The sequence below is a fragment of the Aeromonas sp. WP2-W18-CRE-05 genome (assembly GCF_014168615.1).
GTDB lineage: Bacteria > Pseudomonadota > Gammaproteobacteria > Enterobacterales > Aeromonadaceae > Aeromonas > Aeromonas caviae.
Genome location: NZ_AP021917.1, coordinates 931,601 through 956,000 on the forward strand (window position 1 = coordinate 931,601; position 24,400 = coordinate 956,000).

25 protein-coding genes, 1 pseudogene and 1 riboswitch are annotated in these 24,400 nt (G+C 61.2%); of the genes and pseudogenes, 11 read left to right on the forward strand and 15 right to left on the reverse strand.

The features are described from left to right. Window positions 1–196: 196 nt before the first annotated feature. Window positions 197–283, forward strand: a riboswitch (cyclic di-GMP riboswitch). A 111-nt stretch (window positions 284–394) separates the two neighbouring features. Next, window positions 395–2,992 (forward strand): glycosyl hydrolase family 18 protein, encoded by a 2,598-nt coding sequence (locus tag H7R73_RS04635; RefSeq protein WP_103260741.1) that lies wholly within the window; start codon window positions 395–397, stop codon window positions 2,990–2,992. Between the two features lie 140 nt (window positions 2,993–3,132). On the opposite strand, the gene H7R73_RS04640 is transcribed toward H7R73_RS04635, so the two are convergent. After that, window positions 3,133–3,933, reverse strand: a complete 801-nt coding sequence (locus H7R73_RS04640; protein WP_103260740.1) for a putative RNA methyltransferase — start codon at window positions 3,931–3,933, stop codon at window positions 3,133–3,135. A gap of 127 nt (window positions 3,934–4,060) precedes the next feature. Beyond that, complete coding sequence (gene crp, locus H7R73_RS04645; RefSeq protein ID WP_010673237.1) at window positions 4,061–4,699, reverse strand: cAMP-activated global transcriptional regulator CRP; 639 nt, start codon at window positions 4,697–4,699, stop codon at window positions 4,061–4,063. A gap of 374 nt (window positions 4,700–5,073) precedes the next feature. Between crp and H7R73_RS04650 the strand changes: the two genes are divergently transcribed. Then, the gene (locus H7R73_RS04650) at window positions 5,074–5,478 is read left to right on the forward strand and encodes an OsmC family protein (RefSeq protein ID WP_010673238.1); all 405 of its coding nucleotides are present in this window, start codon (window positions 5,074–5,076) and stop codon (window positions 5,476–5,478) included. A 48-nt stretch (window positions 5,479–5,526) separates the two neighbouring features. Beyond that, window positions 5,527–5,826, forward strand: coding sequence for a hypothetical protein (locus H7R73_RS04655; RefSeq protein WP_103260739.1), 300 nt, complete (start codon window positions 5,527–5,529; stop codon window positions 5,824–5,826). 69 nt (window positions 5,827–5,895) lie between these two features. On the opposite strand, the gene H7R73_RS04660 is transcribed toward H7R73_RS04655, so the two are convergent. The 3 genes from H7R73_RS04660 to H7R73_RS04670 form a co-directional block, all read right to left on the reverse strand. Then, a complete protein-coding gene (locus H7R73_RS04660; RefSeq protein WP_042864340.1) occupies window positions 5,896–6,429 on the reverse strand; it encodes a DUF4136 domain-containing protein in 534 nt (177 codons plus the stop codon). A 16-nt stretch (window positions 6,430–6,445) separates the two neighbouring features. After that, a complete protein-coding gene (locus H7R73_RS04665) occupies window positions 6,446–7,315 on the reverse strand; it encodes a phosphoribulokinase (RefSeq protein WP_010673241.1) in 870 nt (289 codons plus the stop codon). Window positions 7,316–7,550: 235 nt separating this feature from the next. Beyond that, window positions 7,551–7,796 (reverse strand): YheU family protein, encoded by a 246-nt coding sequence (locus H7R73_RS04670; protein ID WP_010673242.1) that lies wholly within the window; start codon window positions 7,794–7,796, stop codon window positions 7,551–7,553. 89 nt (window positions 7,797–7,885) lie between these two features. Between H7R73_RS04670 and H7R73_RS04675 the strand changes: the two genes are divergently transcribed. Beyond that, window positions 7,886–9,037, forward strand: a complete 1,152-nt coding sequence (locus H7R73_RS04675) for a GGDEF domain-containing protein (RefSeq protein WP_103260738.1) — start codon at window positions 7,886–7,888, stop codon at window positions 9,035–9,037. Here the strand turns inward: H7R73_RS04675 and H7R73_RS04680 are convergent. From H7R73_RS04680 to H7R73_RS04690, 3 genes are all read right to left on the reverse strand, one after another. Next, window positions 9,019–10,002, reverse strand: coding sequence for a hydrolase (locus tag H7R73_RS04680; protein ID WP_042864338.1), 984 nt, complete (start codon window positions 10,000–10,002; stop codon window positions 9,019–9,021). The two genes, H7R73_RS04675 and H7R73_RS04680, sit on opposite strands and share 19 nt — an antisense overlap. A 60-nt stretch (window positions 10,003–10,062) precedes the next feature. Further along, the gene (locus H7R73_RS04685) at window positions 10,063–10,962 is read right to left on the reverse strand and encodes a chemotaxis protein (protein WP_042864337.1); all 900 of its coding nucleotides are present in this window, start codon (window positions 10,960–10,962) and stop codon (window positions 10,063–10,065) included. Window positions 10,963–11,100: 138 nt separating this feature from the next. Further along, window positions 11,101–11,787 carry a hypothetical protein gene (locus H7R73_RS04690; RefSeq protein ID WP_103255045.1) on the reverse strand — a complete coding sequence of 229 codons (687 nt, stop codon included), beginning with the start codon at window positions 11,785–11,787 and terminating at the stop codon, window positions 11,101–11,103. Window positions 11,788–11,826: 39 nt separating this feature from the next. Between H7R73_RS04690 and H7R73_RS04695 the strand changes: the two genes are divergently transcribed. Both H7R73_RS04695 and H7R73_RS04700 read left to right on the forward strand, forming a co-directional pair. Continuing rightward, window positions 11,827–12,033, forward strand: a complete 207-nt coding sequence (locus H7R73_RS04695) for a YheV family putative zinc ribbon protein (protein WP_010673247.1) — start codon at window positions 11,827–11,829, stop codon at window positions 12,031–12,033. A gap of 146 nt (window positions 12,034–12,179) precedes the next feature. Further along, the gene (locus H7R73_RS04700; RefSeq protein ID WP_010673248.1) at window positions 12,180–12,818 is read left to right on the forward strand and encodes an FKBP-type peptidyl-prolyl cis-trans isomerase; all 639 of its coding nucleotides are present in this window, start codon (window positions 12,180–12,182) and stop codon (window positions 12,816–12,818) included. 64 nt (window positions 12,819–12,882) lie between these two features. On the opposite strand, the gene H7R73_RS04705 is transcribed toward H7R73_RS04700, so the two are convergent. Together H7R73_RS04705 and H7R73_RS04710 are read right to left on the reverse strand one after the other, a co-directional pair. Further along, the gene (locus tag H7R73_RS04705) at window positions 12,883–13,098 is read right to left on the reverse strand and encodes a SlyX family protein (protein ID WP_010673249.1); all 216 of its coding nucleotides are present in this window, start codon (window positions 13,096–13,098) and stop codon (window positions 12,883–12,885) included. Window positions 13,099–13,112: 14 nt separating this feature from the next. Continuing rightward, window positions 13,113–14,081: a WD40 repeat domain-containing protein gene (locus H7R73_RS04710; RefSeq protein ID WP_042864336.1), complete on the reverse strand. Its 969-nt coding sequence runs from the start codon at window positions 14,079–14,081 to the stop codon at window positions 13,113–13,115. Between the two features lie 119 nt (window positions 14,082–14,200). Between H7R73_RS04710 and fkpA the strand changes: the two genes are divergently transcribed. Both fkpA and H7R73_RS04720 read left to right on the forward strand, forming a co-directional pair. Further along, window positions 14,201–15,010 (forward strand): FKBP-type peptidyl-prolyl cis-trans isomerase, encoded by an 810-nt coding sequence (fkpA, locus tag H7R73_RS04715; RefSeq protein ID WP_182951536.1) that lies wholly within the window; start codon window positions 14,201–14,203, stop codon window positions 15,008–15,010. A 148-nt stretch (window positions 15,011–15,158) separates the two neighbouring features. Then, window positions 15,159–16,562: a sigma-54-dependent transcriptional regulator gene (locus tag H7R73_RS04720; protein ID WP_042881314.1), complete on the forward strand. Its 1,404-nt coding sequence runs from the start codon at window positions 15,159–15,161 to the stop codon at window positions 16,560–16,562. Between the two features lie 69 nt (window positions 16,563–16,631). Here the strand turns inward: H7R73_RS04720 and H7R73_RS04725 are convergent, their stop codons facing one another. The 3 genes from H7R73_RS04725 to H7R73_RS04735 form a co-directional block, all read right to left on the reverse strand. Further along, the gene (locus H7R73_RS04725) at window positions 16,632–17,498 is read right to left on the reverse strand and encodes a tetratricopeptide repeat protein (RefSeq protein ID WP_103260736.1); all 867 of its coding nucleotides are present in this window, start codon (window positions 17,496–17,498) and stop codon (window positions 16,632–16,634) included. 98 nt (window positions 17,499–17,596) lie between these two features. Beyond that, a complete protein-coding gene (locus tag H7R73_RS04730; RefSeq protein ID WP_103260735.1) occupies window positions 17,597–17,932 on the reverse strand; it encodes a hypothetical protein in 336 nt (111 codons plus the stop codon). A gap of 115 nt (window positions 17,933–18,047) precedes the next feature. Beyond that, window positions 18,048–18,386 carry a DUF2956 domain-containing protein gene (locus H7R73_RS04735; protein WP_103260734.1) on the reverse strand — a complete coding sequence of 113 codons (339 nt, stop codon included), beginning with the start codon at window positions 18,384–18,386 and terminating at the stop codon, window positions 18,048–18,050. 248 nt (window positions 18,387–18,634) lie between these two features. Between H7R73_RS04735 and H7R73_RS04740 the strand changes: the two genes are divergently transcribed. Beyond that, the gene (locus H7R73_RS04740) at window positions 18,635–19,525 is read left to right on the forward strand and encodes a metallophosphoesterase (protein ID WP_269475236.1); all 891 of its coding nucleotides are present in this window, start codon (window positions 18,635–18,637) and stop codon (window positions 19,523–19,525) included. On the opposite strand, the gene H7R73_RS04745 is transcribed toward H7R73_RS04740, so the two are convergent. Further along, window positions 19,491–20,438: an IS30-like element ISAs2 family transposase gene (locus H7R73_RS04745; protein WP_019706001.1), complete on the reverse strand. Its 948-nt coding sequence runs from the start codon at window positions 20,436–20,438 to the stop codon at window positions 19,491–19,493. The genes H7R73_RS04740 and H7R73_RS04745 overlap by 35 nt on opposite strands. 78 nt (window positions 20,439–20,516) lie before the next feature. On the opposite strand from H7R73_RS04745, the gene H7R73_RS04750 reads away from it, so the two are divergent. Next, entirely contained in the window at window positions 20,517–21,392 is an 876-nt protein-coding gene (locus tag H7R73_RS04750; protein ID WP_232092740.1) for a 5'-nucleotidase C-terminal domain-containing protein, read from the forward strand. Between the two features lie 193 nt (window positions 21,393–21,585). On the opposite strand, the gene H7R73_RS04755 is transcribed toward H7R73_RS04750, so the two are convergent. Continuing rightward, window positions 21,586–22,440, reverse strand: coding sequence for a Tim44 domain-containing protein (locus tag H7R73_RS04755; protein WP_010673257.1), 855 nt, complete (start codon window positions 22,438–22,440; stop codon window positions 21,586–21,588). A 374-nt stretch (window positions 22,441–22,814) separates the two neighbouring features. Between H7R73_RS04755 and H7R73_RS04760 the strand changes: the two are divergent. Next, window positions 22,815–24,235, forward strand: a pseudogene (locus H7R73_RS04760) (IS66-like element ISKpn15 family transposase). Window positions 24,236–24,400: the final 165 nt, after the last annotated feature.

Below are 24,400 nucleotides of genomic sequence, written 5' to 3' on the forward strand. Positions count from 1 at the left end.
CTCACAGAATCGAGCATTGGCTGAACATTTTCTGGATGCCATCCAGGCGTCATGATCGCCGATGATGGCGCCATTTTCGTCGCCATTTTTCGTGATTGGTGATAATTGAGTCTTTCTGGGTGTCACTTTTGGCAGGTGGCACCCGGGCGACTCTCCTCTATAGTCATTCGGCGATTATTTTTGTCGCAAATCAAGTTGTGCAAAAAGGCAAACCGGATGAAAGTCCGGGACGCAAAGCTTCCGGTCTAAGGGTCTGCGTACCTAGGATAGCGGGGCCACCACAGGTTGTATCGTCCATGGGCCAAGCCATGGTTGCGATGTTGTCTGCGTTACCTGGCAGGTTGCGTTGCCTTTTTCGTTGTTAATTCCAATAACGAAATAAGGAAGTTCAAATATGTTAAGTCCAAAACTTTCCCTGCTGGCGCTTCTGGTCGGGGGGCTTTGCACTACCTCCGCCTTCGCCGCTGTCCCGGGCAAACCCACCATTGGCTCCGGCCCCACCAAGTTTGCCATCGTTGAAGTCAATCAGGCCGCTTCGGCCTACAACCAGCTGGTGACCGTCCACAAGGATGGCGCTCCCGTCAGCGTGACCTGGAACCTCTGGTCCGGTGACGTCGGACAGACCGCCAAGGTACTGCTGGATGGCAAGGAGGTGTGGTCAGGCCCGGCCTCCGCCGCGGGTACCGCCAACTTCAAGGTCACCAAGGGGGGGCGTTACCAGATGCAGGTGGCCCTGTGCAACGCCGACGGCTGCACCCTCTCCGACAAGAAGGAGCTGATGGTCGCCGATACCGACGGCAGCCACCTGGCGCCGCTCAATGCGCCCCTCAAGGAGAACAACAAGCCCTACGCCAACAAGTCCGGCAAGGTGGTGGGGGCCTACTACGTGGAGTGGGGTGTCTATGGTCGCAAGTTCACCGTGGACAAGATCCCGGCCCAGAACCTGACCCATATTCTCTACGGCTTCACCCCCATCTGCGGTGGCAACGGCATCAACGACAGCCTCAAAGAGATCTCCGGCAGCTTCGAGGCGTTGCAGCGCTCCTGTGCGGGTCGCGAAGACTTCAAGGTCTCCATCCATGATCCCTGGGCGGCGATCCAGATGTCCCAAGGCAACCTCAGCGCCTGGGATGAGCCCTACAAGGGCAACTTCGGCAACCTGATGGCTCTCAAACAGGCCCACCCGGACCTCAAGATCCTGCCGTCTGTCGGCGGATGGACCCTCTCCGATCCCTTTTACTTCCTGGGTGACAAGACCAAGCGCGATACCTTCGTCGCCTCGGTCAAAGAGTTCCTGCAGACCTGGAAATTCTTCGACGGCGTGGACATCGACTGGGAGTTCCCGGGCGGACAGGGGGCCAACCCCAGCCTGGGCGGCCCGAATGACGGCGCCACCTATGTGGTGCTGATGAAGGAGTTGCGAGCCATGCTCGATGAACTGGAAGCCGAGACCGGCCGCCAGTATGAGCTGACCTCGGCCATCAGCGCCGGCGGTGACAAGATTGCCAAGGTGGATTATCAGGCGGCCCAGCAGTACATGGACCACATCTTCCTGATGAGCTACGACTTCAGCGGCGCCTTCGACCTGACGAATCTGGCCCACCAGACCAACCTCTTTGCCTCCAGCTGGGATCCGGCCACCAAGTACACCACCGACAAGGGCGTCAAGGCGCTGCTGGGTCAGGGGGTGACACCGGGCAAGATTGTGGTAGGGGCGGCCATGTATGGCCGTGGCTGGACCGGAGTGAAGAACTACCAGGCCGGCAACCCCTTCACCGGCACCGCCACCGGACCGGTGAGCGGTACCTGGGAAAATGGCGTGGTGGATTACCGCGACATCGTCAACAACCGCATGGGCGCAGGCTGGGAGCAGGGCTATGACGAGTCGGCCGAGGCCCCCTATGTCTTCAAGGCCAGCAGTGGCGACCTCATCACCTTCGACAACGACCGCTCGGTCAAGGCCAAGGGGCAGTACGTGCTGGCGAACCAGCTTGGCGGTCTGTTCGCCTGGGAAATTGATGCGGACAACGGCGACATCCTCAACGCCATGCACGAGGGGCTGGGCCACGGCGAGGGTACGCTACCGCCGGTCAACAAGCCGCCGGTTGCCAATGCCGGCAGCGATCTGAGTGCCACCGGTCCGGCCGAGGTGACCCTCAACGGCAGCGCCTCCCATGATCCGGAAAACGGGGCGCTGACCTACAGCTGGAAACAGGTCTCCGGACCCCAGGCCAGCCTGCTGGATGCCACCCAGGCCAAGGCCCGTGTGGTACTGGATGCCGTCAGCAGCGACATCAATCTGGTGTTCGAGCTGACCGTGACCGACGATCAGGGGCTCTCGGCCAAGGATCAGGTGGTGGTCACCAACAAGGCGCCGCAGCCGAACCTGCCCCCCGTGGTCAGCGTACCGGCCAGTGCGACCGTCGAGGCCGGCAAGCAGGTGAGCATCAAGGCCACCGCTTCCGACCCCAATGGTGATGCCTTGAGCTATCAGTGGACAGTGCCGGCCGGGCTCAGCGCCACCGGTCTGGACAGCGCGACCCTGGTAGTAACGGGCTCGAACGTGACCAGTGACACGGCCTACGATCTGACCCTGGTGGTCACCGATGGGGCGCTGGATGCCACAGCCGTTACCCGCCTGACCGTCAAGCCGGCCAGTACAGGTGGTGGCTGCGAGGCCAGCGATCCGGATGCGGCCAACCACCCGGCCTGGAGTGCAGGTACCGTCTACAACACCAATGACAAGGTGAGCCACAAGCAACTGGTGTGGCAGGCCAAGTATTGGACCCAGGGCAACGAGCCGAGCCGCACCGCCGATCAGTGGAAACTGGTGAGCCAGGTACAACTGGGTTGGGATGCCGGAGTGGTCTACAACGGCGGTGATGTCACCAGCCACAACGGCCGCAAGTGGAAGGCCCAGTACTGGACCAAGGGCGATGAGCCCGGCAAGGCCGCCGTCTGGGTCGATCAGGGCGCGGCGAGCTGCAACTGATCTGCCGTGATGAGAAATGGGGCCGATGGCCCCATTTTTGTCTTGCTGCGTGGTTGGGTGTCTCTTCCCTGTCAGGGAAAAGGCGCACTCGCTTTGTCAAAAAGGCCCGTCAGGGCCTTTTTTCATGGTATGTCAACGGTTCACAGCGGTTTTTGCCACAGGCTGAGCAGCAGATCCTGCTCGAGGGCGTCGGGCCCCTGGTGGGTGAAGGCGTGGCGCTGCTCACCGCTGGCACGCCAGCCGAGGCGACTGGTCTCCAGAATGTGCTCGCGCAGGCCCTGATCCAGCGCCGTACTGAACTGGGCGCGTTGCTGAGCAACATTGACGAGCCCGGTGAGGGCGGGCCAGCTCAGGGGATGTTCCATGCTCACCGGATTGAGGCTGACGCGCAATTGCCACTGATGGCGAGGGCCTGGCTGCACGTGGAGCAGATAGCCGCCCGGCGCCAGCCAGCTGACCAGGAGTTCCGTCTTGACCTTGAGGTCGTTGACCAGCAGCACCTGGGCCGTGCCAGGCAGTAGCGGGGCGCGCGCCGGGTCGGCGATGACGAACTGGCCTTCCGGTTGCGCCTTGTTGGCGGCGAAGATGGCATTCTTGGCCAGATCGAAACCGCCGACCTGCCAGCCGGGCAGCCGCTCAGCCAGGGCGCGGCAGTAGTACCCCTCGCCACAGCCGAGGTGGACAAGCTCGCGATCGCCAAGAGGAGCGAGCAGGTTCGCCATGGCGTCCACCAGAGGCAGCTGGTGGCCTTGTTCCAGGAAGCGGCGCTTGGCGCGCAGCAGGGCCCGGCTGTCGCTGTCCTTGGGGTTCTTCTTGCCGGGGATGAGGTCCAGATAGCCTTCCGGTGCGGGATCGAAGTGGTGCTTGTTGTCGCAATAGACCCCGTGGGAGGCGGCATGAAGGTGCAGGGGGCTGCGGCAAAGGGGGCATTGAAGGTGCATAGGAGTTCTCTTGGCGAAGGCCATGACGGCGGAGCGTTCGGGATTATAGGGGAGAGGATCGGAAAAGGCTGCCATGGGCAGCCTTTTTATCCAACGGCGCTGTGCGGGCGCCGTCGGCGGAACCCGGTCAGCGGGTACCAAACACCACTATGGTCTTGCCGTGGGCGGAGATGAGCTCCTGCTCTTCCAGCATCTTGAGGATGCGGCCGACGGTTTCACGGGAGCAGCCGACGATCTGGCCGATCTCCTGGCGGGTGATCTTGATCTGCATGCCATCCGGGTGGGTCATGGCATCCGGCTGTTTGGCCAGGTTGAGCAGGGTCTGGGCAATGCGGCCGGTCACGTCCAGGAAGGCGAGGTTGCCGACCTTCTGGCTGGTGTGCTGCAGGCGCTTGGCCATTTGACCGGAGAGGCGCATCAGGATGTCCGGGTTGACCTGGATCAGCTGGCGGAACTTCTTGTAGGAGATCTCGGCGACTTCACAGGCGCCTTTGGCACGTACCCAGGCGGAACGCTCCGGATTCTCGTTCTCTTCGAACATCCCCATCTCGCCCAGGAAATCCCCCTGATTCAGGTAGGAAAGGATCATCTCCTTGCCTTCGTCATCCTTGATCAGGACGGCGACGGTGCCCTTGACGATGTAGTAGAGGGTTTCCGCTTTTTCACCGGCGTGGATCAGGGTGCTCTTGGCGGGATACTTATGAATGTGGCAATGCGACAAGAACCACTCAAGGGTGGGATCGCTTTGCGGTTTGCCAATGATCATGAGACTTCCTCTGTAGTGTCATTTTTATGGACTGTGCGTCCAGGCAAGTTGCCAAGCTTGCCATTCCTTACTCTTTGGTCGCAGTAGAATAAGAGCCTTTGCCTGTGCTGACAAGGCTTTGGGGTTTTGCCGTCCACCGGTGAGCCGCCATCTGCTGCGTCGTCCGGGGCATTCTAGGCAAGAAGAGGAGGTCGGATGTTGATTTCGATCTATTTCCCTTTGGGTCGTCGTCCGTTTCGCAGGAGAGGCTGCTGTCGCCACAAACGGGGCTTTATCGTCGGGAACGGGCAAGATCATGGCGCATGTGCCACTCGACCCCGGCTTGAGGTATGCTATGGGCGTTAGAACTGTTGTCATTGAGAGGAAAGTGAGAGATGAAAGCCAAGGTCAGCTGGGTGGAAGGCATGAAGTTTGTGGGGGAGAGCGAGTCCGGTCATCAGGTGACCCTGGATGGCGCCAACCCGGGTGAAGGTGCCAGCCCGATGGAGATGATCCTGCTGGCTGTCGGCGGTTGCAGCTCCATCGATGTGGTCTCCATTCTGGAGAAGGCCCGTCAGTCCGTGACCGCCTGCCATGTCGAACTGGAAGGGACCCGCGCCGATACCGTTCCCCGGGTATTTGAGCAGATCCACCTCAAGTTCGTGGTGACCGGCAAGGGGCTGGCGGAGAAGCAGGTCGCCCGTGCGGTGGATCTGTCCATGGAAAAATATTGTTCAGTTTCCCTGATGTTGGAAAAAGCGGTAGAAATTACCCATAGTTATCAAATTCTTGAGGGTTGACCGCTAAAGTTTGTCCCGTCGATAACGCCATGACATAAGGAAAGTGCGATGAAAAAAATGATGATGTTGCTTCCCCTGTTCGGTCTGGCCGCCTGCAGCATGCCGCAGCAGACCCAGTATCAATACAGCCAGTATCAGTGCGGGGAAGAGTTGCTGGCCATCACCTATGATGCCCAGGCCGACATGGTGCAGTTCCCTTATGCCGGTGTCTATCACAAGCTGGGGCGCATCGAGTCGCCCAAAGAGACTGCCAGCTATTCCGACGGGGTGACTACCTTCTCCCGTCAGGACAAGCAGGCCACCCTGGTCAAGAGCGGTGTGACCCAGCTGACCTGCGAGTTGAAGTGACCCTGATGCCGTCACGGCGTGCATGGAAAACGGCCTGCGTGAAGCAGGCCGTTTTTGTTGAAAGAGACATCAGTCTGACGGTAGCGAGCCCAGCAACTGGGCGGCCAGTTGCTGGCTAAGCTGGCCACGGGCTTCCTCTGCGACAGGCACGTCGCTGGCGAGCTGGATGGCGCTGCTCCACACCGCTTTCTGGCTATGCCCGTCGAGCAGCACGATGGCCAGGGTCCCCTTGCGGGCATTGGTGGCGGCGTTCAGGCCCGGTGTCATGCCGAGGCGGGAGAAGATCTCGCCATCGCTCATGTCCTGGCTGCCAGCTACCCCGATGGCGACCCAGACGTCGGCTTCATCCAGGGGAACGCTGCGCCAGCCTTTGCCGTCCAGCTGCCGGATGACGGCCTGCTGTACCGGCTCGAGCCAGGGCGCGGCGCTGTTGCCCGCATACTGGAATTGTTCGGCCAGCGCATAGCGTGGTGTCGCCCCGTAGGTCCAATGCTCCGCCGGGCGAACCACCATGGTGCCTGTTTCGACCGTGGGTGCGGCGGGGCCGGAGCTGCAACCCCCCAGCAGGGTTGCCAGCATGAATGAGAGAAGTGCAGCGCGCATCGTTAAGCTCCTTGGCTCAGGTGATCTTGCCCGTTTCGATCAGTTGCTGGATCAGGGGGCGCAGGATCAGTTCCATTGCGAAGCCCATCTTGCCACCCGGCACGACGATGGTGTTCATCCTGGACATGAAGGCGCCGTCTATCATCGACAGCAGGTAGGGGAAGTCCACCTGCTTGATGCCCCGAAACCTGATCACCAGCATACTCTCGTCCAGGCTGGGTATCACCTTGGCGCTGAAAGGGTTGGAAGTATCGACGGTCGGCACCCGCTGGAAGTTGATGTGGGTGCGGGAGAACTGCGGCGTGATGAAGTTGATGTAGTCGTCCATGGAACGCACGATGGAGTCGGTCACCGCCTCGCGGGAGTGGCCGCGTTCCGAGGTGTCGCGAATGAGCTTCTGGATCCACTCCAGGTTGACGATGGGCACCACGCCGATGAGAAAGTCCACGTGCCGCGCCACGTTGTGCTCCCCCGTGACCACGCCGCCATGCAGTCCTTCGTAGAACAGCAGATCCGTCTCGCCGGGCAGATCCTGCCAGGGGGTGAAGGTGCCAGGCATCTGGTTGAAAGGCACCGCCTCGTCGAAGCTGTGCAGATAGCGCCGATACTGGCCGGTGCCGCTCTGGCCATACTCCTGGAAAAAGGACTCCAGCAGACCGAAGTCGTTGGCCTCCGGGCCGAAGTAGCTGATATGCCGCCCCTGCTCCCGGGCCTTGCGGATCGCCACGTCCATCTCGGGCCTGGTGTAGCGGTGAAAACTGTCCCCCTCGACCACGGCCGCCTTGTATCCAAGCTGGTGGAACATGGAGCGAAAGGCGTTGGTGGAGGTGGAAGTACCGGCACCGGACGAACCGGTGACCGCGATGATGGGATGCTTGGCGGACATAGAATTCTCTCTTCCTTGGGAGTTCCGTTATAAGGGGTGGCCCAAAGTGCGGTCAAGTGCGCCGTCATCCTCCCGCTGCCCCCACGCTTCCCGGCAATAGCGGTGAACAAGGGCTGCCCTGTGCTCTGGGTACGTTGGAATAGGTGCTGCTGGGTGGCGAGCTGGCCATGCGGCCTGATGGTGCGAGTTGGATAGGGGGAGGGCGGGGTGAGCCGCCCGATAAGCCGTGACCGCGTTACGCTTGGGGGAAGTCGTCAGTGGGTGACTTGCTTAAATGAGTCTTTGGGACGACATTGACACTTTCGTGCAGCTCGCTGTAGACAAGCACGGCGCTACCTTGTAGCAATTGTTGCCTGACTGCTTCGACCTTGTCGGTCAGGCTGACATCCTGTTCACCGTATTCGGTGCCTTCTTGCAGCACAAAGTGTTCGAGCAGGTTGGTGAGGGTGTCCGGCTCCAGTTCTTGCCAGGGGATAATCATGATTTCATCTTCACTCAGTGGGTTGCGGATATTGTCGATGTCTGGTCGGCAAGCGCAAGGGATTTGTCTCGTTTTGGACGAGGGGTGCCATGCAATCCATTGACGCACGCCGACCCTCCAGTCAATTCGAACAGCATCTGTTCGATGCCCGCCGCCGCGCCCTGAGCGCCGGTTTGCGCTGGTACTGGGTCATCAATCTCATCGCCCTCGTATTTCTGCTGACCCGCTTCTACATCTATCGGGATGCACACCTGGTACTGGTCGGCAACCTGCCCTGGTCATACAAATGGCAGCTCTTTGCCATGATAGGTGTTGGCCTGCTGCTGCCGCTCGGGTGGGGCTGGCTCTCCCGTCAATCCCATGTCATCTGGCTGGTGTCCCTGTGCGTCTGTGCCCTGGCCTGGGGGCTGGCCTGGGCCATGGTGGGTTACACCATCTCGATCGTCGACTTGAAGGGGGGCTTCAGTTTCATTTTCAACATGGTCAGTCTGTTGCTGCTGACCGGTCTCGTCGCCGCGTATTGCGATGTGCGGCTGTTTTACGCACTGGTGTCGGTCCCCCTGCTGTTCTTGCTGATGAGAGCCTCCTGGAGTCCTGAGCCCTTTGTTCTGGTCAACACCATAGTGGTCGGGGTCTTGCTAGTGGTGCTGGAGACGGGACGGCGCATGCTCAACGGCTGGTTCGAGCTTGCGGTGTCAAGGGAGCACGACAACCTGATGCTGGCAAACAAGATGAATGCCATGGCCAACCGGGATCCCCTGACCGGCATAGCCAACCGTCGCCACTTCGATCAGGCGTGCAAGCGTGCCATTGCGCAAGGCACCACCCAGGATGTACCGCTCACCGTGATCCTGCTCGATGTGGATTTCTTCAAGCGCTACAACGATCGCTATGGTCATCAGGCGGGGGATGAGTGCCTGATCCTGGTGGCCGAGTGCCTGGAGGAGAGTGTGCGGGAGCCCGGCGATCTGGTGGCGCGCTACGGGGGAGAGGAGTTCGTGGTGTTGCTGCAGGAGACGACGTTGGCCGGTGGCCAGGAGGTGGCGGAGCGCATTCGCGCCACTCTGGCGGCCAGGGCTCTGCCCCATGAGGATTCCGACGTAGCCCCCCACCTCACCCTGAGCCAGGGGATAGCCCAGTGGCGAGCCGGGGAGAGCCTCGTCATGCTGCTCGAGCGGGTCGATGGCGCCCTCTATCAGGCCAAGGAAGAGGGGCGCAACGGTTACCGGTTCGCGCCCTGAGTCTGTTCCCGCAACCACTGGCTGATGCGCTCATCCAGCCAGAAGCGGGGGCGCCAGGGAGAGCCGTGCAGGAAGCCCACGTGGCCGCCCTGGCGGCTCAGCTCGTAGCGCACCAGAGGGGAGAGCTGCTCCGCCGCCGGAATGACGGCATCGGTCATGAAGGGATCGTCGGCGGCGTGAATGACGAGGGTCGGGATGGGAATGCGGGCCAGCAGGCTCAGGCCGGAGCAGGTCTGGTAGTAGTGATCGGCGCTTTCGAAACCATGGAGCGGTGCCGTCACCAGCTCGTCGAACTCCCTCAGTGTGGCGATGCGGGTGATCTGGGCCGGCTGCCAGCGCGCCCGTGCCGCGCTCTGGCGCCGGATCTTGCTTTGCAGGTTGGTTCGCATGGTGCGCAGCAGGTAGTTCTGATAGACCCGTGAGAAGCCCTGATTGACCCGATCGGCACAGCTTGCCAGTTGCAGCGGGGCCGACACTACCACCGCCGCCTTCAATGGTGCCGGGCAGGCCCGCGCCAGCAGATTGACCAGCATGTTGCCCCCCAGGGAATAGCCGATGGCGACCAGGGGACGGCCAGGAAAACGCCGCCCCAGCTCGGCAATCACCGCCTGGGCGTCCTCGATGGCGCCTGAGTGATAGGCCTGCAGCAGCCGATTCGGCTCGCCACTGCACCCCCGAAAGTGCATCAGCACCGCCTCGTTCCCTTGCCGCTGCAGGTGGGCAAAGAGCCCCTTGGCATAGTGGGAGTGAATGCTCCCCTCCAGTCCGTGGAACACCACCACCAGGGGTTGTTCATCCTGGCCGGGTTCGCCGCTCCAGGCCAGATCAACGAAATCGCCGTCCGGAAGTTCGAAGCGCTCCTGGATGAAGCGGGCAGGCGAGCGGCGCAGCCACTTGGGCAAAATGGTTTGCAGATGGGGGTTGCGGGCCCACCAGGGGGCGTGAAAGTGGCTTTCTGTCAACATGCAACGACTCGGAAGAGCAGGGAGGAAAAGAGGGCGGCGAGCCCTTGGCTCGCCGCGACATCAGGCCATCAGACGATCGTGGTGCTCGGCGCCGCGCAGCATGGCCTGGATCAGTTCGTTGGCTTCAAACTTGGTGAGCGCCTCGTGGGCGCCGACCTGATGGGCCCGCTCCACGCTGATCTCGCTGGAGAGGGAGGTGTGCAGGATGATGTAGGCTCCCGCCAGCTTGGCATCGCTCTGCACCTCGAAGGCCAGCTCGTAACCATCCAGCCCCGGCATCTCGATATCGCTCACCAGGATGTCGATCCGCTTGCCCTGGGAGACCCGGGTCTGCATCAGGGTGAGGGCGTCGCGTCCGTTGGTGCAGACCTCGTAGGGGATATTGATGTAATCGAGCGCCGCCATGAGCTGGCGACGGGCAACGGAGGAGTCGTCCACCAGCAGGATCCGCATCGGCTTGAGCCGCTCGCGCTGCACGTCGGTCAGCACGGGGTAGAGATGGCTGGGATCGTCCGGATAGACCCGCGACAGGATGAGTTCCACATCCAGCAACTGGATCAACTGTTCTCCCACCCGGGTCACGCCGGTGACGAAGACGTTCTGTCCCAAGGAGGGAGGGGGCGGCTCGATGTCACGCCAGTTGCACTCGGTGATCTTGTCGATGCCCCGCACCAGAAAGCCCACCAGGGTGCGGCGGCAATCGGTGATGATGATGAAGCAGTGGGGCATCTCCTCCCGGCTGATGGGGCGGTAGCCCACGGCCATTGCCATGTCGATCACCGGGATGGTGGTGCCGCGCATGCTGGCGGCCCCGAGCACGGTGGGATGGGATTGTGGCAGGGCGGTGAGCTGGGTGTAGGGCACGATCTCCTTCACCTTGAGGGTACCGATGGCGAAAGATTGTCTGGCAGAGAGGTGGAACAGCAACATGCCTTGGGATTGGTTGGCCTTGCTCGTCATGGCGGATGTCCTGTTGATCTAGTCGGTGACGGTCAATCGGGTGTTCAGCATAAAAGATGGTGACATGAATGACTCCTTTGTTGTTAGCGGCGGTGAGCCGCAAAACTGGATTTCTTTTGCCATCCATTTATGCCTCTCTTATCGGGTCGCGGACGGCTGAGGGGAGAGGGGCGCCCCGAGCCATTGCAGATGAGCCTCGGCCAGCGCGCTTTCATCCCGATAACCCAGCCTGCTCACCACCTGTGACGGTGTGCTGCCGCTTCGCAGCAGGCGAATCCCCTGCAACAGTTGCCACTGATCCTGCAGTGCCCGGGCGTCCGGGCCCTCGAGACCGCGAGTGCCCAGCAGGGTCTGCCAGGCAGACACGCTATCCGGCTGCGCTCTGGCCAGGGCTTGCCAGGCATCTTGCAGTGCCTGATCCCCCAGTGACGAGATGGTGCAGCCGTGCAACTCATCCCCCACCACTTGCAGCCGCTGCCCATAGGGGCCTTGCCAGTCGCGGGGGCGTGACCAGGCCGCCAGGCTGTCCAGCAGTGCGTCCATCAACGGGCTTGCCTGCAACCAGCCAGCCTGGGCGGGCTGGGGCACCCGCACGGAGCAGGCCAGCAGATCATGCTGGCAGCCAGCCAGAGGGGTGAAGGCGGCGAGGGCATCGGCACAGAGCCAGAAGTGGCTGCCAGGTGTCAGCAGCAGCTCATGGGCACCCAATTTCAGCAGCGCCACCCCCTGGGTGACGCGCAGCAATTGGCCCATGGGGGAGCGCTTGCGGGGGCCGACCTGAAGGGTGGAAGTGGAAAAATGCTGATATTCGATGGCGTGATGCATGTAAAAACCCTGATATGATGCTGCCTGGAGGTAACAAAAATGGAAACCAGACGTAAAAAACGCTTCATTGCCGGGGCGGTTTGCCCGGCGTGCGGCAAGATGGACACCATGATGCTGTATATGGAGCATGGAGTCGAGAAGGTGACCTGTGTCGAGTGCGGGGATACCCAGGTGCAGACCCAGGAGCAGGTGGACAAGGCGACGCGTGAGGCGGAGCAGGTGATAGGGGTGTTTCGTCCCGAGTGAGTGCCATGCCTCAAGGTGATGGTACGCCGGTCAGGCTGGTCGCTGTTGATGACTTCTTCATCACATTGAAGCCGGGCCGACCATATGCTTGTCTGCCTTTTTGAGGTATTCTGAGCCCGTTTTTTTCTATCCGCAGGATCCCTGACATGAAAGTAGCTCCCCTGAGCGTGGTTACGCTGGAATACACGGTCACCGACGAACACGGTGAAGTCATCGACACCACTGTCGGTAAAGAGCCGCTGGTGTATCTGCACGGTACCCGTTACCTGGTCTCCGGCCTCGAAGCCGAGCTGGAAGGTCGCAGCGTGGGCGAGGCGTTCGACGTCACCCTGACGCCGAACCAGGCCTATGGCGAGTACGACGAGAATCTGGTGCAGGAAGTGCCCGGCGAGCTGTTCGACGGTATGGAAGTGTCTGAAGGGGATACTTTTGTGGCCGAGACCGACGACGGCCACCGCCCGGTGACCGTCATCGAGGTGTCCGAGGAGTTCATCAAGGTGGACGGCAATCATCCCCTGGCTGGCGTGACCCTGGGCTTCAAGGTCGAGATCAAGGACGTGCGTGCCGCGACCGCCGAAGAGCTGGCCCATGGCCATGTGCACGGCGCCGGTGGCTGCGGTCACGATCATGGTCATGACCATGATCACGGCCATGATCACGATCATGACCACGGTGGCTGCTGTGGCGGCCATGGTCACAACCATGCACACGATCACGGCGACGATCACGGTCACGGTGGTTGCTGCGGTGGTGGCGGTTGTGGTGGCAAGGGCCATCAGCACTGATCACGGCCTGGCCGATGATAAAAAAACCCGCGCATGGCGCGGGTTTTTTTATGGTTGGCACTCATCAGTAGTGCGGTGGCGGCGTCTCTTCGGCCATGCTGGCGATCTGGCTCGGCTGTACGCTCTGCAATTTATCCACCAGTAGATGGATCTGGTGTTTGAGCCGGTCCAGCTCGCGACCCTGGGTGGTGACCTCGTCGTTGAGCTGCTCCACCGTATATTCGGCAAAAGCGAGGCGGCTTTCCAGGGTTTCGAGGCGTTCGTTTAGTTGCTGACTCATGGGCCTTTTGGTCCTTACTTGATAGTCCAGATTTCAGCCAGGCCACTGGAGCTGGCACTGACGAGGTGGTCATTGTCGCGCAAAGCCACGCCATAGACCACAGCGCTCGGCGGTTTCACCTTGGGATGGGGTGAGACGCGCCAGCTCTGCAACGGCTGGCCGTCACTCACCTGCCACAGAGTGAGCTGGCGGGAGGGGGCGCCGGTGATGAGCCAGTTGCCGCCGTTGGCAAAGCGGGCGCTGGTGTAGACCTCGAAGCGGTGATCGTATTGCAACCTGCTGTGCTCCTTGCCGGTTTTGAGATCCCAGATGCTGGCCTGGCGACTGTCTGCGGTGAAGGCGAAGTGTCCGGACGGATCCAGTCTCGCCATCACGACTCGCCCGGCGTGGTTGAAGCGCCACACCACCTGGCCCGTGCGGGTATCCCACAGATAGGCGCTGTAATCGTTGCCGCCGGTGAGGGCATAGCGACCATTGGGGGAGAGATCCACCGTGTTGACCTGTTCGGTGTGGCCGAGGAATTGCAGCCGGCGTCCGGTCTGGGTGTCGACCACTTCCGCCTTGCCGTCTTCACGGCCGATGAGCACCTGGCGGCCATCCGCCGAGATCGCCGCATCGCGCAGGCGGGATTCTGGCAGGGAGTAGTAGCCCTGGGAGCGGCCATCCTGCAAGCGCCAGATGGCGAAGGTGTGCTGAGTGGCGGTGATGGCATGGCTGTCATCGGGGGAGAAGCGGGTCAGGGTGACGTACTCCTCCTGGTCTTCGCTCTGGCGCCAGCGCCAGCGCTCCTTGCCCTGTTCCAGATCCCACACCACAGTGCCCTGACTCAGGCTGGAGACGAGCGCGAGCTTGCCGGAACTGGCGAGATCCGCGCTCAGCAGACCCTGGTTGGCGAGGCGGATCTGCTGGCTGGGAAGTGAGCGTTGTTCGCACCCCGTCAGCATCAGGCAAATACCGATGAGATAAATGGCACTTTTGATCATTTTTCCTGTCTCATGCTTTCGTTACCTGCGATCACGGCGTTAGTATAAGGCGCTTATCACGATAAACCTCTCATTTCACGAAGGAACCGAGAGCGGTATTTAGAGTTTTGGAGAAACTGATGAACAATTTTCTGAAGGTGTCCCTGTTGGCTGCGGCGGTTGCCGTCGGTCTGACTGCTTGCCAAAAAGATGAGAAACCTGCTGCGACCAACACCGCAGAGGTCAAGGCAGAAGCCAGCAAGCCGGCAGAGGCCCCCAAGGCTGAGGCCAAGAGCTTTGAAGAGCAATCCGGCTATGCGATCGGCCTCTCCATGGGTCGTTATATCGCCAATACCCTGGAGCGCCAGCAGGAGCTCGGCATCAAGCTGGACAACACCGTGATCCTGAAGGGAGTCACCGACGGTCTGGGCAAAGAAGCCAAGATGACCGACGAGGAGATCCAGAAGGTTCTGCAGGAATACGACGCCAAGATCAACGAGCTGACCAAGGCGAAGGCCGACAAGGATGCCGTGGAAAACCTGAAGAAGGGTGAAGAGTTCCTGGCTGCCAACGCCAAGAAAGAGGGCGTGAAGAGCACCGAGTCCGGCCTGCAATATCAGGTCGAGAAGATGGGTGACGGCGCCAAGCCGAAGGCCACCGACATCGTCAAGGTACACTACACCGGTACCCTGACCGACGGCACCAAGTTTGACAGCTCCGTCGATCGCGGCGAGCCGGCTACCTTCCCGCTCAACCAGGTGATCCCGGGCTGGACCGAAGGGGTGCAACTGATGCCGGTCGGCTCCAAGTTCAAGTTCTTCCTGCCGTCCAAGCTGGCCTATGGCGAGAACGGTGCAGGTTCCATCCCGGCCAACGCCGTGCTGGTATTTGACGTAGAGCTGCTGGCCATCGAAAAACCGGCTGCCGATGGCGACAACGCCAAGAAATAAGCTCAAAGCACCATAAAAACGGCTCCCCAGGGAGCCGTTTTTGCTTGTGTATTGTCGCAATCCCCCGGATAAAGCGATGAGGCCGTCTTGAGTGTGTGGCGGCTAGCCCCCAGAATAGACAACAAAATCAAGCGCAAGGATGGATCTCGTGGCTGAAAGCAAACCCCGTGTCCTGTTGGTGGAAGATACCCGCAGTCTGGCGGTCGTCTATGAGCAGTATCTGGCCCAGGATGGCTACGAGGTGCAGCTGGCAGATTGTGGCCAGCAGGCTTTGGCACAATTGCTGGCAAGCCCGCCCCCCGTGGTGCTGCTCGACCTGGAGTTGCCCGACATGTCCGGCATGGACATCTTGCAGCAGATCACTGAGCGGCAACTGCCCTGCTCCGTGGTAGTGATCACCGCTCACGGCTCGGTGGATGTGGCGGTGGAGGCGATGCGGTTCGGGGCCTTCGATTTTCTCACCAAGCCGTTCGATGGCAAGCGCCTGTGCGCCACGGCGCGCAATGCCCTGAAGCACCAGCAGCTCAGCTCGCTGGTGGCCCAGTATCGGGAAAACTTCGAGCGCAGCTCCTTTGCCGGTTTCATCGGCGCCTCCATGGCGATGCAGGCGGTCTATCGCATCATCGAGAGCGCGGCGCCGAGCAAGGCCACCGTCTTCATCACTGGCGAGAGCGGCACCGGCAAGGAGGTGTGCGCCGAGGCCATCCACCAGTGCAGCCCGCGTCGGGATCAGCCCTTCATCGCCCTCAACTGCGCCGCCATTCCCCATGACCTGATGGAGAGCGAGATCTTCGGCCACGTGAAGGGGTCGTTTACCGGTGCCCAAGGGGATCGCAAGGGGGCGGCCAGTCTGGCGGACGGCGGTACCCTCTTCCTCGACGAGATCTGCGAGATGGATCTCGACCTGCAGAGCAAGCTGCTGCGTTTCATCCAGACCGGCACCTTGCAGCGGGTCGGCAGCGGCAAGCTGGAGACGGTGGATGTGCGCTTTGTCTGCGCCACCAACCGGGATCCCTTGGTGGAGGTCAAGGCCGGACGGTTTCGTGAAGACCTTTACTACCGCCTGCATGTGATCCCGCTGGCGCTGCCCCCCCTGAGGGAGCGGGGAGAGGACATCCTGCTGCTGGCCCGGGAGTTGCTGCTGCGTTATGCCGGTGAGGAGAACAAGCGGTTCAGGGATTTTGATGCGGACGCAGTGCAGGTGCTGCTCGACTATCCCTGGCCCGGCAACGTGCGCGAGCTGCAAAACGTGGTGCGCAACATAGTGGTGCTCAACGATGGCGAGCTGGTGAGCCCGGATATCCTGCCACCTCCCCTCAACGGGGGGCGTACCCTAGCCCCGGAGCCTGCGGTCGGGATCGCGGATCCCCAGTCAGAATCCGTCGTCGTTCGCAGGCAGGTCCGTCCGCTCTGGCAGGTGGAGAAGGAGGCCATCGAGCAGGCCATCGCCAGTTGTGACGGCAACATCCCCAAGGCGGCGGCCCTGCTGGAAATAAGCCCTTCCACGATTTATCGCAAGAAGCAGAGCTGGGAAGAGGCGAGTCCGGCCTGAGCCGTCACCTCTGCTCCCGGGCAGACATGCTGATGTGCGGGGCGGCCAATTGGTCGCCCCGCACGCTTATCAGAGTTTGGCGAGCAGCTTGAGCCTGGCCAGTCGTTCTGCCTCGTTGGCGGTGAACCAGCCATCCTGTGACAGCAGAAACCAGGCGCGGGCAAAGTACTCGGTCGCCGCGGGATCATTGAGCACGAGTGCATTCTCCCCCAGCTCCTCGAACACATAGCCATCCTCGGGGGTGCCTGCGGCGGCCATGTCGTCGCGCAACTGCGCCAGTTCGGCCATGGCCTGTTCATGGCGCTCCTGGGCCCGGCTCAGGCGCGCCAGACTCCAGCGGGCGATAAAGGCTTTGCCCTGGTTGTTGTGCTGCTCGTGCCAGGCCAGGCACTTTTGCTGACAGGCGATGGCCTCGTCGAGGCGACCCAGCTCGAACAGGGTCCAGCCCTGATTGTTATAGAGGGTGGCGAGCCAGCCTCGCGTCCGCTTGTCGTGACTGCGCTCGGCCAGGGTCATCGCCAGCTGGTGCCAGTGGCTCTGCTCCTCCAAGGGGGCGGCGATGGCCACCATGTGGGCCGCATCGATGGCCAGATAGTGTTCTTCGAGCTGCTCTCCCAGTTGCCAGGCCTGTTCAAACAGGGCTTTGGCGCTGACCTTGTCACCGGCGGAGTTGAAGGTGCGGCCACGCTCCAGCAAGGCGCGCAGGCGGGCCCGTGGAGTCGCCTCGGTGAGGCGGGGTTCTATCTCGTCGAGCAGCTGGTGCGCCTGTGCAAACTGGCGTTGCAGCGAATGGGTACGGGCTATCTGGGTGAGGAGCTCCAGCTCCCATTGCAGGTTGGTGGCACGCGCCTCGGGCAGCAGTGCTTGAAAACGCTGGGCGCTGGCAACGGGATCCTGATAATCCCACAGCGCCATGAAATCGGGCGGATTGTTCATCTGGCCTCCATGCCGGTTATCCGCCCACCAAGATGCCTGAAGGCCATTCTTTGTACAAGAAGGGGGGCTGGCGCCATCGTGACGCCAGCGTTTGCCGATCAGTAGACCATGGCAAGGCTCATCAGCATCAGACCCAGGGCAGCAAAGGCTCCCTCCTTGATAGCCAGGCGCGGTACCAGTGCCTTGGGCAGGGCAGGGAACAGGCTCAGGGCAAAGCCCAGCCCCGGCATCAGCCAGTGGAAAGCAGGGCTTCGCAGGGCGGGATCCGCATTGCCATTGATGACGATGAGCAGGATAAAGAGGGTGAAGGCGGGCAGGATAAACCAGCGGGCATGGCCGGCGGCGACCGCCCGCAGTGGCGAGATGCGATAGAGCACCAGGGTCACGAGGAAGAGGGCGAGGGGAGCCAGCAGATAGAGCGGGGCCGGATTCATGATGAGGGTCTCCTGACAAGGGGGGCAGAGTGTAGGCAGTCCTGGTGGGGAATGACCAGTCCCCCGCGCCCGGGCTGTGAAGCGGATCGCAGGGCAAAGGTTTGCCTGGGCAGGATCAGCGGAACCAGAACCAGAGCACGGCAAATACCAGCCAGCTCAGCACCAGCAGGATCCAGGGCAGCGGGTGCTGGCGGGTGAGCTCGATGACCTCGGCTTCGCTCTCCTCTTCCGACGTCTCTTGGGAAGAGTGCCTGGCTTTGGCTTGCAGTTTCTTCTGGCGGCTGGCCTCGCGGGCCTTCGCCTTCATCTGTTTCTTGTATTCGTCTATGCCCTTCTGGATCCCCTGGGCGATGAGCTGGGTTTGCTCCTTGGTCTGCCCCGGCTTCTGGTTGGCACGGGCGATCTTCATCGCCTCCTGCTGGGTTTCGGGGGAAATTTTGTCGTACTTGGCCATTCCAGGCACTCCTTGGCATTGATTGGCGGGCAGTATGCCATAACCGTTACCGGCGGGCTGCCATCATGGGGGAAATTGCTCTGCGAGTGGGGTGCCTCTGTTCCAAATAGGGGAAACAGGTTGCGTGGATGATCACATTTGGCGGAATTTGTGAGTCGCCGATGAAAAACCGTCACATGTTGTTTGTTATATTACCGCCCGATCCTGGATAGGGTCGTCCAATAACAAAATAACAAGGTGATATGGAAATGAATTATAAATTTGTCAAAGGAAGTATCGCACTGGCAGTGCTTGCCGCATTGAGCGGCTGCAATACCTCAAGCAACGACAGCGTCGCCCCCTGCACCGAAAATGTCTGCAAGCTGACCATTTTGCATACCAATGATACCCACGGTCGTTTCTGGCACAACGACAAGGGCGAATATGGCATGGCGGCCCAGAAGACCCTGGTCGAGCGGCTGCGTGCCGAGGCGAAAGCGGCGGGCAGCGAAGTGCTGGTGCTCTCCGGCGGTGACGTCAACACCGGAGTGCCAGAGTCGGATCTGCAGGATGCAGAGCCGGACTTCATGGCCATGAACAGCATCCGTTACGATGCCATGGCGGTGGGTAACCACGAGTTCGACAACCCCCTGACCATCCTCGAGAAACAGCGCCAGTGGGCCCAGTTCCCGATGATCTCCGCCAACATCTATGACAAGACGAGCGGCAAGCGCTACTTCGATCCCTACAAGGTGTTCAAGCTGGAGAGCGGCCTCAAGGTCGCCGTGCTGGGTCTGACCACAGAGGACACCGCCCAGCTGGTGGATCCCAACAACGTCCAGACCCTGGAGTTCCGCGATCCGACCACGGAAGCCGCCAATCTCGGCAAGCAGATCCGCGACAACAAAGAGGCGAACCTGGTTCTTGCCATCACCCACATGGGCCATTACGAGAATGGTCAGCACGGCAGCAACGCACCGGGTGACGTGGAGATGGCCCGTGCGCTGCCGGCAGGCACCCTGGACGCCATCATCGGTGGTCACTCCCAGAACCCGGTCTGCATGGAGCCGGGTACCCCGGACAAGTACGCCGACCGCGAATTCAACTTCGAAGTGCGACACTCGCCTATGCCGCCTGACGGTACTCTTCGAATACCTTGACAGGCTGCCTGAATCCGAGACATTTCCGAGGTCGTAGGTTGAGCCACTGCTCCGCTCTCCTGACATCCTCGTCCGTGACCTCTCTCAGGTCTGTTCCCTTTGGGATAAACTGCCTCAACAGCCCATTGCTGTTCTCGTTCAGACCGCGCTCCCACGAAGAGTAAGGGTGCGCAAAGTAAGTCTCGGCACCCAGCGCTTCCTCTATCGCCTTGTGTTCGGCAAACTCGCCGCCGTTGTCAAAGGTGATGGTATGCACCTGCTCGATGTAGGGCGTTAACATCTCGATTATCGCATCCCGCACCACCCCAGCCTGTTTGCTCGCGACCCGCTTGACCAGATAGAGCCGGCTCTTGCGCTCCACCAGGGTGACCAGTGCACCTGTGCCTTGCTTGCCCAGCACCGTGTCCGCCTCCCAATCACCGAGCCGCTCCCGGCTATCGACGATAGCCGGCCGTTCATCAATAGAGCGGGCTTCCTTGATGGGAGAACGCAGGCTGCTCGCCCCCTTGCGGTAGCGCTTGTGGCCCTGGCGCAGATGGCGGTACAACTGGCCACCCCGGGCTTTGTCGGCGGCCACATGGCGGTATATCCACTCGTGACTCACCATGAGGCCTATCTGCTTGCCCACCGCGCTTATCTGCTCCGGGCTCCACCACCAGGCGAGTGTCAGCTCGACAAACTGGATGACATCGGCAGATAGCCGAGATTTGGCCGCACTGGCCCGTCGGTGGGTGGCGTGCTGATGCGCATTGTCTGGCTGGTAGCCCTGCGGCCCGGCGTTACGACGCAGCTCCCGGTAGAGGGTGGAGCGATGAACGCCAATGGCGCGTGCGGTGGCAAGGATGGACATCCCCTGTGCGCGAAGCACCGATAACTGGTATCGTTGCCCCTCGGTCAACTGCTGATAGCTCATGGTGATACTGCTTTTACTTTGGCGAGCAGAAGGGTACCACCAATCAGCAGTTGGCCACCTCTCGCCATTCATCCATGAGTGTCGCACTTATTATCTGAATTCCCGGACTTCAAGCCGGGCGACGACTGCCAGCCGGATCAGCAGAACGGCACCTGGATCATGCAGGCTCACGAGTGGGGCAAGTATGTGGGTCGTGCCCAGTTTGACTATCAGAATGGCAAGCTGACCCTGACCCAGTACGATCTGATCCCGGTCAACCTGAAGAATGCGGACGGTGATTTCATTCAGGAAGAGATCGTCAAGGATCCCGAGCTCTACAACACCCTGCTCACCTATCAGGAGAAGGGACAGCAGGAGCTGGGTGTGGTCATCGGTGCCACCGATGGCGTACTGGACGGTGAACGCGCCAACGTGCGCAACAAGCAGACCAACCTGGGTCGTCTCATCACCACCGCGACTGCCGAGAAGCTGAGCACCGACTTTGGCATCGTCAACTCCGGCGGGGTGCGTGCCTCCATCGCGGCAGGGGACATCAGCTACCGTGACGTGCTGACCGTGCATCCGTTCGGCAACACCGTCAACAAGGCGACCATGAGCGGCAACGAGCTGCTGACCTACCTGGGTCAGGTTGCGACCAAGACCGCCAATACCGGTGGCTATGCCCAGTTCGGCGGCATCAAGATGACGGTGGATTGCCAGGCCAAGAGTGTGGACATCGCCACCATCGGCGGGAAGGCCTTCGATCCGGCAGCAATCTACAGCTTCTCCATCCCGAGCTTCAGCGCGGCCGGTGGTGACGGTTATCCGAAGATCGACACCATCAATGCCGGTCTGGTGGATGCCGGTGTACTGAAGGATTATATCGCGGCGAAGAAGACCATTCAGGTCGCCGATTATCAGCCGGCCGGCGAGGTCAGCTATATCAACTCCACCTCGGTAGAGGGTTGCAAATAATCCCTGCACCCCGAGCCAATAAAAAAGAGAGGCAGCCATGGCTGCCTCTCTTTTTATTTTCAATGTCATCAGCAGTGTCTCTCGGGAAATATATCCGGCCACGGGAAGCTGCCCCGAAATAGGGCATGACACGATCTGATGGCAATAAAAAGGCGACCCTGAGGTCGCCTTGATGAAATGGGTCGGTTGAGCCTTAGAGCTGCTCGATGCCGACGATATGCCAGGGGGCATTGTCCTTGGCGAGATCACGCTCGAGGTGCCACACCTCCTTGATATCCTCCTCGACCTGCTCCTGACGGTCCATGTAGCGGCCGCTGAAGCGTACGCTCACCTGGGCCCAGTCGCTGCCGTAGTCGGCACGGACCAGCTGGGTGTCCACGTACATCACCTCGGTGTGCTGCTCACCGGAGAGCTCGGCGCGTTCGGCCTTGAGGTGCTCGAACAGCTCGGGGCTCACGTACTCGCGGATCTTCTCCAGGTCGTTCTTGTTCCAGGCCTCTTGCAGGGTGCGGTAGTGATCGCGGGCACCGGCCAGGAAGCCGTTCATGTCAAAGCCCGGGGGCAGACGGAAGGGCACGTCGCTGTCGGCAAAACCGGTGGCCTGCGGGGCGCTGTGGCTTTGCTCGAACTGCTGGGGGGCCGCGCTCTGGGGCGGTTGATAGCCCGCATAGGCCGTCTGTGGCTGGGCCGCTGCCGCCTTGTTCCTGCGCAGGGCTCGGAACAGGAAGACACCGCCCAGTGCCAGCAGGGCGATCAGCAGGAAGTCCATCCCTTGCAGACCTTCGAAGGCACCGCTGCCCAGCAGGTAGGCAAACAGGCCGCCGGCCAGCAGACCACCCAGCAGGCCGCCCATCATGCCGCCTTTCTTGGGTGCCTGGGCGCCGACGGTCGGGTTCTTGGTGTCGACCGGCTTGGCCGCAGGTTGGGCCGGAGCCGTCTTGTAGCTCTTGCCAAAGGATTTGCCGCCACCAAGTTTCTTGGCCTCGGCGATGGGTGCCCCAAGGCCAATGGCCAGGATCAGGGCAAACAGGGTCAGCATCTTTTTCATTTTGACTCTTTCACTCTCATGTAGGTGGGGGCATGCTCTGCTTGTGCAAGCTCAGCGAGGCGCATGGCAGGCTGCCAGTCCCTTTTTGTGTTGCAGCTTGCGGGTATGATTATCACGGATGGCATGAATTATTCATGAACAGATTGAGTCGTCCGACAGGGGAGGCGCCCATGAAACACAGACGGCCGAGTCGCTCGGTGCGCAGGCTGCGCAACAAACAAAGAGCAAGAACGAAAGATCAGACCCTGGTCTGGCCCTTTCTCGTACTGTGTAAGTATTCACCGGAACAGTATTGACACAGGAAAAATGAGACGATCGTCTCTTGATCCCACTTTCCTGCTTGCTTGATCCTGCTCCTTAGATACGCTCCCCCCATGAGCAAAAACACCATGCATTCCGCGGGAATGCCCACCACTCTGGAGCAGGCCAACGAGCTGATTTATAAGCTCCTCGACCGCATCGCCGAGCTGGAGGACCGCCTCAATCAGCACAGCGGCAACTCCTCCAAGCCGCCTTCCAGCGACGGCCCCGGTGCACCGCCGCCGGCCCGCAAGCGTCCGGCGTCCGGCAAGCAACGGGGGCGCAGCCCGGTCACAAGGGACATCGCCGCGAGCGGCATCCGCTTGATGCCCGCCTGACCCTGGTCCCGCATTACCCTGCCGCCGATTGCGCTTGCTGTGGCGGGGACATGGTGGCCCATGCCAAACCCTATCAGGTTCATCAGGTGTTCGAGCTGCCCGAGGTGAGCTATCTCGTCACCGAACACCAACTGTATCGTGCGACCTGCTCACGGTGTATCGGCACGACCCAGGCCGCACTGCCAGACAACGTCAGCAGCAGCCAGATGGGGGCCAATCTGCTCAGCTACATCGCGCTGCAAAGCGGCCAGTTTCACCAGAGCGTCAGCCAGATACAGCAGCAGCTCAAACAGCATTTCGGCCTGAGTTTTAGCCGGGGCGCCATCAGTGAGGCGCAGGGGCGGGTGAGTGCCATGCTCACCCCGACCTACCAGGCCATCAAGCAGCAGGTGCAGACGGCCACCCACGTTCATGCCGATGAGACCCGGCATCAGCGGGGTGGAGAGCGCCGCTGGATGTGGCTGGCGCTGAGCAAGATAGCCGTCTGCTTCATGACGGCCTATGGCCGTGGTCAGGAGGCGGCCAAGCGGCTGCTGGGCGCCGAGTTTGACGGGGTGCTGGTGACCGACCAGTACGCCGGCTACCGGTTTATCGACGCCGACCAGCGGCAACTGTGCTGGGCCCACGTGGCCCGCAATCTCGCGGCCATCGCCGAGAGTAGCGAGCAGTGCAACCAGCCCATCGGTGCCCGGTTGGTCTTGCTGGCGGATGCGGTGTTTCGTACCCGGCACCGTTGGGAAAGCGGTGCGTTGAGCAAGCAGAAATACCTGCGCAGGCTCGCGCGTTACCGGCAAAGCTGGCGAAGCCAGTTGGAGCGCGGCGCCCTGTTGTGCAGCAAACGCTACCGTGGACGATGCCAGTTGCTGCTGCGGGATGACGAGATGCTGTGGCGGTTTATGACTGACGACGAAATAGCGCTGACCAACAACGAGGCGGAGCGGGCGCTGCGTGGCTATGTGCTCTGGCGCAAGGGTAGCTACGGCGTGTGGTCTCACCGGGGCGAGCTGTTTCGCCAGCGCATCCTGTCGTTGGTGGAGACCGGCAAGCGATTGGGCCGCTGCCCACAGGAGTGGTTGAGGGCCGTGGTCAGGGCGTGCATCGAGAAGACAGATTATCCCATCCCGGCAGAACTGATGCCGTCAACCCCGTCCTGGTGAATAGATACCGTACTGTGAGGCAGGTCTGCGGCGCACAAGTGGATGACGCTGACGAGGCCTGGGTCCCGTCTTGTCGCCGGATGCGATGACGGGACGTATTAGCACTCGCGATGGCGGGGTTTCTTTTGTAAAATTCCCGTCCCCTTCCCGCTGCGGTTTTTATGT

Bases quoted from the DNA above. Each gene is read 5' to 3' on its own strand.
- H7R73_RS04660 (WP_042864340.1), bottom strand. From the start codon at position 6,429: ATGCGCGCTGCACTTCTCTCATTCATGCTGGCAACCCTGCTGGGGGGT.
- H7R73_RS04745 (WP_019706001.1), bottom strand. From the start codon at position 20,438: ATGAGCTATCAGCAGTTGACCGAGGGGCAACGATACCAGTTATCGGTG.
- H7R73_RS04685 (WP_042864337.1), bottom strand. From the start codon at position 10,962: ATGACGAGCAAGGCCAACCAATCCCAAGGCATGTTGCTGTTCCACCTC.
- fkpA (WP_182951536.1), top strand. From the start codon at position 14,201: ATGAACAATTTTCTGAAGGTGTCCCTGTTGGCTGCGGCGGTTGCCGTC.
- H7R73_RS04665 (WP_010673241.1), bottom strand. From the start codon at position 7,315: ATGTCCGCCAAGCATCCCATCATCGCGGTCACCGGTTCGTCCGGTGCC.
- H7R73_RS04680 (WP_042864338.1), bottom strand. From the start codon at position 10,002: ATGTTGACAGAAAGCCACTTTCACGCCCCCTGGTGGGCCCGCAACCCC.
- H7R73_RS04695 (WP_010673247.1), top strand. From the start codon at position 11,827: ATGGAAACCAGACGTAAAAAACGCTTCATTGCCGGGGCGGTTTGCCCG.
- H7R73_RS04640 (WP_103260740.1), bottom strand. From the start codon at position 3,933: ATGCACCTTCAATGCCCCCTTTGCCGCAGCCCCCTGCACCTTCATGCC.
- H7R73_RS04655 (WP_103260739.1), top strand. From the start codon at position 5,527: ATGAAAAAAATGATGATGTTGCTTCCCCTGTTCGGTCTGGCCGCCTGC.
- H7R73_RS04705 (WP_010673249.1), bottom strand. From the start codon at position 13,098: ATGAGTCAGCAACTAAACGAACGCCTCGAAACCCTGGAAAGCCGCCTC.
- H7R73_RS04670 (WP_010673242.1), bottom strand. From the start codon at position 7,796: ATGATTATCCCCTGGCAAGAACTGGAGCCGGACACCCTCACCAACCTG.
- H7R73_RS04710 (WP_042864336.1), bottom strand. From the start codon at position 14,081: ATGATCAAAAGTGCCATTTATCTCATCGGTATTTGCCTGATGCTGACG.
- H7R73_RS04740 (WP_269475236.1), top strand. From the start codon at position 18,635: ATGAATTATAAATTTGTCAAAGGAAGTATCGCACTGGCAGTGCTTGCC.
- crp (WP_010673237.1), bottom strand. From the start codon at position 4,699: ATGATCATTGGCAAACCGCAAAGCGATCCCACCCTTGAGTGGTTCTTG.
- H7R73_RS04700 (WP_010673248.1), top strand. From the start codon at position 12,180: ATGAAAGTAGCTCCCCTGAGCGTGGTTACGCTGGAATACACGGTCACC.
- H7R73_RS04725 (WP_103260736.1), bottom strand. From the start codon at position 17,498: ATGAACAATCCGCCCGATTTCATGGCGCTGTGGGATTATCAGGATCCC.
- H7R73_RS04650 (WP_010673238.1), top strand. From the start codon at position 5,074: ATGAAAGCCAAGGTCAGCTGGGTGGAAGGCATGAAGTTTGTGGGGGAG.
- H7R73_RS04690 (WP_103255045.1), bottom strand. From the start codon at position 11,787: ATGCATCACGCCATCGAATATCAGCATTTTTCCACTTCCACCCTTCAG.
- H7R73_RS04675 (WP_103260738.1), top strand. From the start codon at position 7,886: ATGCAATCCATTGACGCACGCCGACCCTCCAGTCAATTCGAACAGCAT.
- H7R73_RS04735 (WP_103260734.1), bottom strand. From the start codon at position 18,386: ATGGCCAAGTACGACAAAATTTCCCCCGAAACCCAGCAGGAGGCGATG.
- H7R73_RS04755 (WP_010673257.1), bottom strand. From the start codon at position 22,440: ATGAAAAAGATGCTGACCCTGTTTGCCCTGATCCTGGCCATTGGCCTT.
- H7R73_RS04730 (WP_103260735.1), bottom strand. From the start codon at position 17,932: ATGAATCCGGCCCCGCTCTATCTGCTGGCTCCCCTCGCCCTCTTCCTC.
- H7R73_RS04635 (WP_103260741.1), top strand. From the start codon at position 395: ATGTTAAGTCCAAAACTTTCCCTGCTGGCGCTTCTGGTCGGGGGGCTT.